General features: G+C 62.5%; 5 protein-coding genes. 4 read left to right on the forward strand and 1 reads right to left on the reverse strand.

The annotated features are described in order from the left end of the window. The first annotated feature begins 231 nt into the window (after positions 1-231). From HV711_RS11000 to HV711_RS11010, 3 genes are all read left to right on the forward strand, one after another. Complete coding sequence (locus HV711_RS11000; RefSeq protein WP_028360816.1) at positions 232-981, forward strand: electron transfer flavoprotein subunit beta/FixA family protein; 750 nt, start codon at positions 232-234, stop codon at positions 979-981. 16 nt (positions 982-997) lie between these two features. Further along, positions 998-1,933, forward strand: a complete 936-nt coding sequence (locus tag HV711_RS11005) for an electron transfer flavoprotein subunit alpha/FixB family protein (RefSeq protein ID WP_028360815.1) — start codon at positions 998-1,000, stop codon at positions 1,931-1,933. A 120-nt stretch (positions 1,934-2,053) separates the two neighbouring features. After that, positions 2,054-3,844, forward strand: a complete 1,791-nt coding sequence (locus HV711_RS11010) for an acyl-CoA dehydrogenase (protein WP_035481241.1) — start codon at positions 2,054-2,056, stop codon at positions 3,842-3,844. Positions 3,845-3,989: 145 nt separating this feature from the next. On the opposite strand, the gene HV711_RS11015 is transcribed toward HV711_RS11010, so the two are convergent. Next, positions 3,990-5,276, reverse strand: coding sequence for a D-amino acid dehydrogenase (locus tag HV711_RS11015; RefSeq protein ID WP_035481239.1), 1,287 nt, complete (start codon positions 5,274-5,276; stop codon positions 3,990-3,992). Positions 5,277-5,443: 167 nt separating this feature from the next. On the opposite strand from HV711_RS11015, the gene HV711_RS11020 reads away from it, so the two are divergent. Next, the gene (locus tag HV711_RS11020) at positions 5,444-5,944 is read left to right on the forward strand and encodes an Lrp/AsnC ligand binding domain-containing protein (protein ID WP_013589220.1); all 501 of its coding nucleotides are present in this window, start codon (positions 5,444-5,446) and stop codon (positions 5,942-5,944) included. The last annotated feature ends 155 nt before the right edge of the window (positions 5,945-6,099 follow it).

A 6,099-nucleotide genomic window follows, 5' to 3' on the forward strand; every position in this document is an offset into this window, starting at 1 on the left:
GGCTTCACACCTTGCATGACAAGTCGGCGATATGAAAATTAGAGTCGTAAGTCGGAACCCGGGGTTGTCGCCCGGGTTTTTTCGCGGTTAAAATAGAACGACCGTTCGATATTGCCGTCACGCCGCTGGGGAGCGATATCCTCCTGCTAGAGCGCCCGCGAGACGGCTGCGCCGAGGGCAGTCGTTATAATGTTCGCTGGGTTGACGTATTCGTAACTTTGGAGCGTGTGCATGAAAATCCTGGTGCCAGTGAAGAGAGTGGTCGACTACAACGTGAAGGTCCGGGTGAAGTCGGACGGCACGGGCGTCGATATCGCGAACGTGAAGATGTCGATGAATCCGTTCGACGAAATCGCGGTGGAAGAAGCGGTGCGTCTGAAGGAAGCAGGCGTCGCGACGGAAGTGATCGCCGTGTCGGCGGGCGTGACGCAGTCGCAGGAAACGCTGCGCACGGCGCTCGCCATCGGCGCAGATCGCGCGATTCTGATCGAGTCCAATGAAGAGCTGCAGCCGCTCGCGGTCGCGAAGCTGCTGAAGGCGCTGGTCGACAAGGAACAGCCGCAACTGGTGATTCTCGGCAAGCAGGCCATCGACGACGATTCCAACCAGACCGGCCAGATGCTGGCCGCGCTGGCTGGCCTGCCGCAGGCGACATTTGCGTCGAAGGTCGTGGTCGCGGACGGCAAGGCCACCGTTTCGCGCGAAGTCGACGGCGGCGCGGAAACGCTGTCTTTGACACTCCCCGCTGTCGTCACGACCGATCTGCGCCTGAACGAGCCGCGCTACGTGACGCTGCCGAACATCATGAAAGCCAAGAAAAAGCCCCTGGAAACGATCAAGCCCGAAGACTTGGGCGTCGACGTGACGCCGCGTCTGAAGACGCTGAAGGTCGCCGAGCCGCCCAAGCGCTCCGCCGGTGTGAAGGTGCCGGATGTGAAGACGCTGGTCGAGAAGCTCAAGACCGAAGCCAAGGTGCTGTGACAGGGAGACAGGGCAAATGACGAATCTGGTAATTGCAGAACACGACAATGCGTCGATCAAGGCCGCGACGCTGCACACCATTGCAGCCGCGCAGAAGATCGGCGGTGACATCCACGTGCTGGTGGCCGGCCACAACGCGCAGGCAGCAGCCGACGCAGCGGCGAAAATTGCGGGCGTCAGCAAAGTGCTGCTCGCCGACGCGCCGCAACTCGCCGAAGGTCTCGCGGAAAACGTCGAAGCCGCGGTGCTGAACGTCGCGAAGGATTACTCGCACATCCTCACCGCCGCGACCGCATACGGCAAGAACATCGCGCCGCGTATCGCAGCGAAGCTCGACGTCGCGCAGATCAGCGACATCACGGCGGTCGATTCGGCCGATACGTTCGAGCGCCCGATCTACGCCGGTAATGCGATTGCAACGGTGCAATCCCAGGACCCGATCAAGGTCATCACGGTCCGCACCACCGGTTTCGACGCGGTCGCGGCCGAAGGCGGCAGCGCATCGGTCGAGAAGATCGATGCGGCAGCCGACGCAGGCATCTCGCAGTTCGTGAGCCGCGAAGTCACGAAGCTGGACCGTCCGGAATTGACGTCGGCGAAGATCATCGTCTCGGGTGGCCGCGGGCTCGGTAACGGCGAAAACTACACGCAGGTTCTGGAGCCCCTCGCCGACAAGCTCAACGCGGCGCTGGGCGCGTCGCGCGCGGCGGTCGACGCGGGTTTCGTGCCGAATGACTATCAGGTCGGTCAGACGGGCAAGATCGTCGCGCCGCAACTGTATGTGGCCGTGGGCATCTCGGGCGCGATCCAGCATCTGGCCGGCATGAAGGACAGCAAGGTCATCGTCGCGATTAACAAGGACCCCGAAGCGCCGATTTTCAGCGTCGCGGACTATGGGCTCGTCGGCGACCTGTTCACGCTCGTGCCGGAACTCGTGAACGAACTCGGCTAAGCGTCCCGGCGCCACATCAAGCCATCTGACAAGTCATACGAGGCGTTTGGCGACACGCGAAGGGCGCAGGACCGAACAAGTCCCGCGCCCTTTTTCCATCATGCAGGAGGAGAACAGAAAATGAGCTATACGGCGCCCATCAAGGACATGCTGTTCGTGATGAAGGAACTGGCGAACCTCGAACAGATTGCGACGCTGCCGGGTTTCGAAGACGCGAATCTCGACACGGCACAGGCTGTGCTGGAAGAGTCGGCGAAACTGTGCGGGGAAGTGCTGGCTCCGCTAAACGTCGAGGGCGACCGCAACCCGAGCAGCTGGAAGGACGGCGTGGTCACCGCGACGCCCGGCTTCGGCGACGCGTTTCGCCAGTTTGCCGAAGGCGGCTGGCAAGGCGTGCAGCATCCGGTCGACTACGACGGCCAGGGCCTGCCCAAGCTGATCGCCACGCCTTGCGTGGAAATGCTGAACGCGTCGAATCTGTCGTTCGCGCTGTGTCCTTTGCTCACGGACGGCGCGATCGAAGCGCTGCTGACCGCCGGCAGCGACGCGCAAAAACAGACCTATGTGCCCAAGCTGATTTCCGGCGAATGGACCGGCACGATGAACCTCACGGAGCCGCAGGCGGGCTCCGATCTCGCGCTCGTGCGCACGCGCGCCGAGCCGCAAGGCGACGGTTCGTTCCGGATATTCGGCACGAAGATTTTCATTACGTGGGGCGAGCATGACATGGCGAAGAACATCGCGCATCTCGTGCTGGCCCGCACGCCGAACGCGCCCGAGGGCGTCAAGGGCATCTCGCTTTTCATCGTGCCGAAGTTTCTCGTGAATGAAGACGGGTCGCTCGGCGAGCGCAACGACGTGCACTGCGTGTCGATCGAGCACAAGCTCGGCATCAAGGCGAGTCCGACCGCCGTGCTGCAATTCGGCGATCACGGCGGCGCGATCGGGCATCTGATCGGCGAAGAAAATCGCGGCCTCGAGTACATGTTCATCATGATGAACGCGGCGCGCTTTGCGGTGGGCATGCAGGGCGTCGGCGTGTCGGAACGCGCCTATCAGAAGGCAGCCGCCTATGCGAAGGAACGTGTGCAAAGCCGTCCCGTCGACGGCTCCGCGAAACAGTCTGTCGCGATCATCGAGCATCCCGACGTGCGCCGCATGCTCTCGACCATGCGCGCGCTCACCGAGGCGTCGCGCGCACTCGCCTATGTGGCGGCCGCGCACAGCGACATTGCGCATCGCCATCCCGACGAAGCGAAGCGCGCCGCACATCAGGCGATTTACGAATTCCTCGTGCCGATCGTGAAGGGCTGGAGCACCGAGTTGTCAATCGACGTGACAAGCCTCGGCGTTCAGGTTCACGGCGGCATGGGCTTCATCGAAGAAACAGGCGCCGCGCAGTATTACCGCGATGCCCGCATTCTGCCCATTTACGAAGGCACGACCGCGATCCAGGCGAACGACCTGATTGGACGCAAGACCATGCGCGACGGCGGCAAGGTCGCGAAGGCGCTGCTTGCCGAGGTGGCCCAAACGGTCGAGGCGCTGGGCTCGCAACCGGGCGCGGCCTTCGAGTCGATGAAGACGTATCTCGCGCAGGGCGAGCGTTCGTTGAGCGCGGTGGTCGACTTCGTCGTGGCAAACACGAAGCGGGATCCGAACGCCGTGTTCGCGGGCAGCGTGCCGTATCTGAAGCTCGCCGGCATTGTGCTCGGCGGCTGGCAAATGGCGCGCGCGCTGCTCGTCGCCAATCAGAAGCGCGACGAAGATCCTCAGTTCTACGGCGCCAAGATCGCGACCGCGCAGTTCTATGCCGAGCACGTGTTGCCGCTCGCGAGCGCGCTGGAGGCGTCGATTGTGAGTGCGAAGGGCGGCGACGGCGTGTTGGGTTTGTCGGCGGATCAATTCTGATGCGGCTTCTGATCTGACGCAAACTGCTGCCGGAATAGAAACGGCGCCTTGTAGGAAGGCGCCGTTTCTTTTTTCCGAGCCGGTTTATGCGATCAGAAACTGCTGTCAGATACGCCGCCGAGCATGGCGCTCGGCGCGCGCAACGTCACGCATAAGCCGGGCGAGGCGTGCCGCCGGTCTCGCCGAGATAGCGATGCACCGACAGGTCGTCTGCCTTGATCGCCGGCTGTTTGCCTGACATCACGTCGGCGAGCAACTGGCCGGAACCGCAGGACATCGTCCAGCCGAGTGTGCCGTGACCCGTGTTCAGGAACAGATTGGGCACCGGCGTACGGCCGACGATAGGCGTGCCGTCCGGCGTCATGGGGCGCAGGCCGGTCCAGAAGCTGGCCTTTGACGTATCGCCGCCGCCCGGGAACAGATCGTTCACGCACAGTTCGAGCGTTTCACGGCGGGCTTGCCGCAACGACTTGTCGAAGCCGACGATCTCAGCCATGCCGCCGACGCGGATCCGGTTGTCGAAGCGCGTGATCGCGATCTTGTAGGTTTCGTCGAGCACCGTGGAGACCGGCGCCGCGGCTTCATTGACAATCGGCGCGGTGATCGAATAGCCCTTCAGCGGATACACCGGAATTTTCAGAAGGCCGGAGAGGAATTTCGTCGAGTAAGAACCGAGGGCGACGACGAACGAATCAGCGCGCACGAGTTCTCCGCCGCATTGCACGCCGGCAATCCGGTCGCCGGCCATGGCGAGCGCGTCGATCGGCGTGTTGTAGCGGAATTTGACGCCCATCTGCTCGGCGAGCGCGGCGAGGCGCGTAGTGAAGATCTGACAGTCGCCGGTTTCGTCGCCCGGCAGACGCAGGCCGCCCGTGAGTTTGTGCGAGACCGCGGCGAGCGCCGGCTCGGCCTGCGCGAGTTCAGCCGCCGAGAGCAGTTCGTACGGCACGTTGGCTTCGCGCAGCACGGCGATGTCTTTCGCCGCGCCGTCGAACTGCTGTTGCGTGCGGAAGACCTGCAGCGTGCCGCCCGTACGGCCTTCGTACTGAATGCCGGTTTCCGCGCGCAGCGCCTGCAGGCAATCGCGGCTATATTCCGCGAGGCGGACCATCCGGCCTTTGTTGACTGCGTAGCGCGAAGCCGTGCAGTTCTGCAGCATCTGCCACATCCACTGCAACTGGAACTGCGTGCCGTCGAGGTGGATGGCGAGCGGCGCGTGTTTCTGGAACATCCACTTGACGGCCTTCAGCGGCACGCCGGGCGCGGCCCACGGCGACGCATAGCCCGGCGAGATCTGGCCGGCGTTGGCGAAACTGGTTTCGAGCGCGGGGCCCGCTTCACGATCGATAACCGTCACTTCGTGACCCGCTCGCGCCAGATAATACGCACTCGTCACCCCGACGACGCCACTGCCCAAAACGACGACTCGCATAGCTGCTCCAGAAAATTCGCAAGGATTCGAAGGGCGGTGCGTGCGTCGGTTGGCCAGAATCATTCGATTAACGACGTGTAATGCGGTGCGCCCAGTGTTAACCGCTATACTATTGGCGAGCTTGCAGGTTTTGTTATCGTATTTTTGAGAATTTCAGCAAAAACACTATGCGCACGCAACGCCAGCCGGTTCGGGCCCTCGACAAGCTCGATCACAAGATCCTCCGGTTGCTTCAGCAGGACGGCCGCATGGCCATGAAAGACCTCGCCGAGCAGGTCGGCCTCTCGGTCACGCCGTGTATCGAGCGCGTCAAGCGCATGGAACGCGACGGCGTGATCACCGGCTATTACGCCCGCGTGAACCCGGCTGAGCTGGGCGCGGCGCTGCTGGTGTTCGTGGAAATCACGCTGGATCACAAGAGCGGCAACATGTTCGACCAGTTTCGCCGCGAGGTGCAGAAGATTCCCGAGGTGCTCGAATGCCACCTGGTGTCGGGCGACTTCGACTATCTGATCAAGGCGCGCATCGGCGAAATGGCCGATTACCGCAAGTTGCTGGGCGACATCCTGTTGCAGCTTCCCGGCGCCGTGCAGTCGAAAAGCTATGTGGTGATGGAGGAGATCAAGGAAACCCTGACCATTCCGGTGGGCGACGAGGCGATGCGTTAGGCCTTCGGAAGGGCTCGACAAAAGGCGTAAACACTGTATATTTGTAAGGGCTATCCATTTAGCTCCACAATTTCACATTATGGTGAAGCTTTGACCTTTGGCGGACGTTGCGCGATCTGGCGATACGTGACGGGTTCGGCCACTACGGCCTGCTC

It is taken from the genome of Paraburkholderia phenoliruptrix (assembly GCF_902859825.1).
In the GTDB taxonomy this organism is placed as follows: domain Bacteria; phylum Pseudomonadota; class Gammaproteobacteria; order Burkholderiales; family Burkholderiaceae; genus Paraburkholderia; species Paraburkholderia phenoliruptrix.

Coding starts and splice junctions, on each gene's coding strand:
- HV711_RS11020 (WP_013589220.1), top strand. CDS start 5,444: ATGCGCACGCAACGCCAGCCGGTTCGGGCCCTCGACAAGCTCGATCAC.
- HV711_RS11015 (WP_035481239.1), bottom strand. CDS start 5,276: ATGCGAGTCGTCGTTTTGGGCAGTGGCGTCGTCGGGGTGACGAGTGCG.
- HV711_RS11005 (WP_028360815.1), top strand. CDS start 998: ATGACGAATCTGGTAATTGCAGAACACGACAATGCGTCGATCAAGGCC.
- HV711_RS11000 (WP_028360816.1), top strand. CDS start 232: ATGAAAATCCTGGTGCCAGTGAAGAGAGTGGTCGACTACAACGTGAAG.
- HV711_RS11010 (WP_035481241.1), top strand. CDS start 2,054: ATGAGCTATACGGCGCCCATCAAGGACATGCTGTTCGTGATGAAGGAA.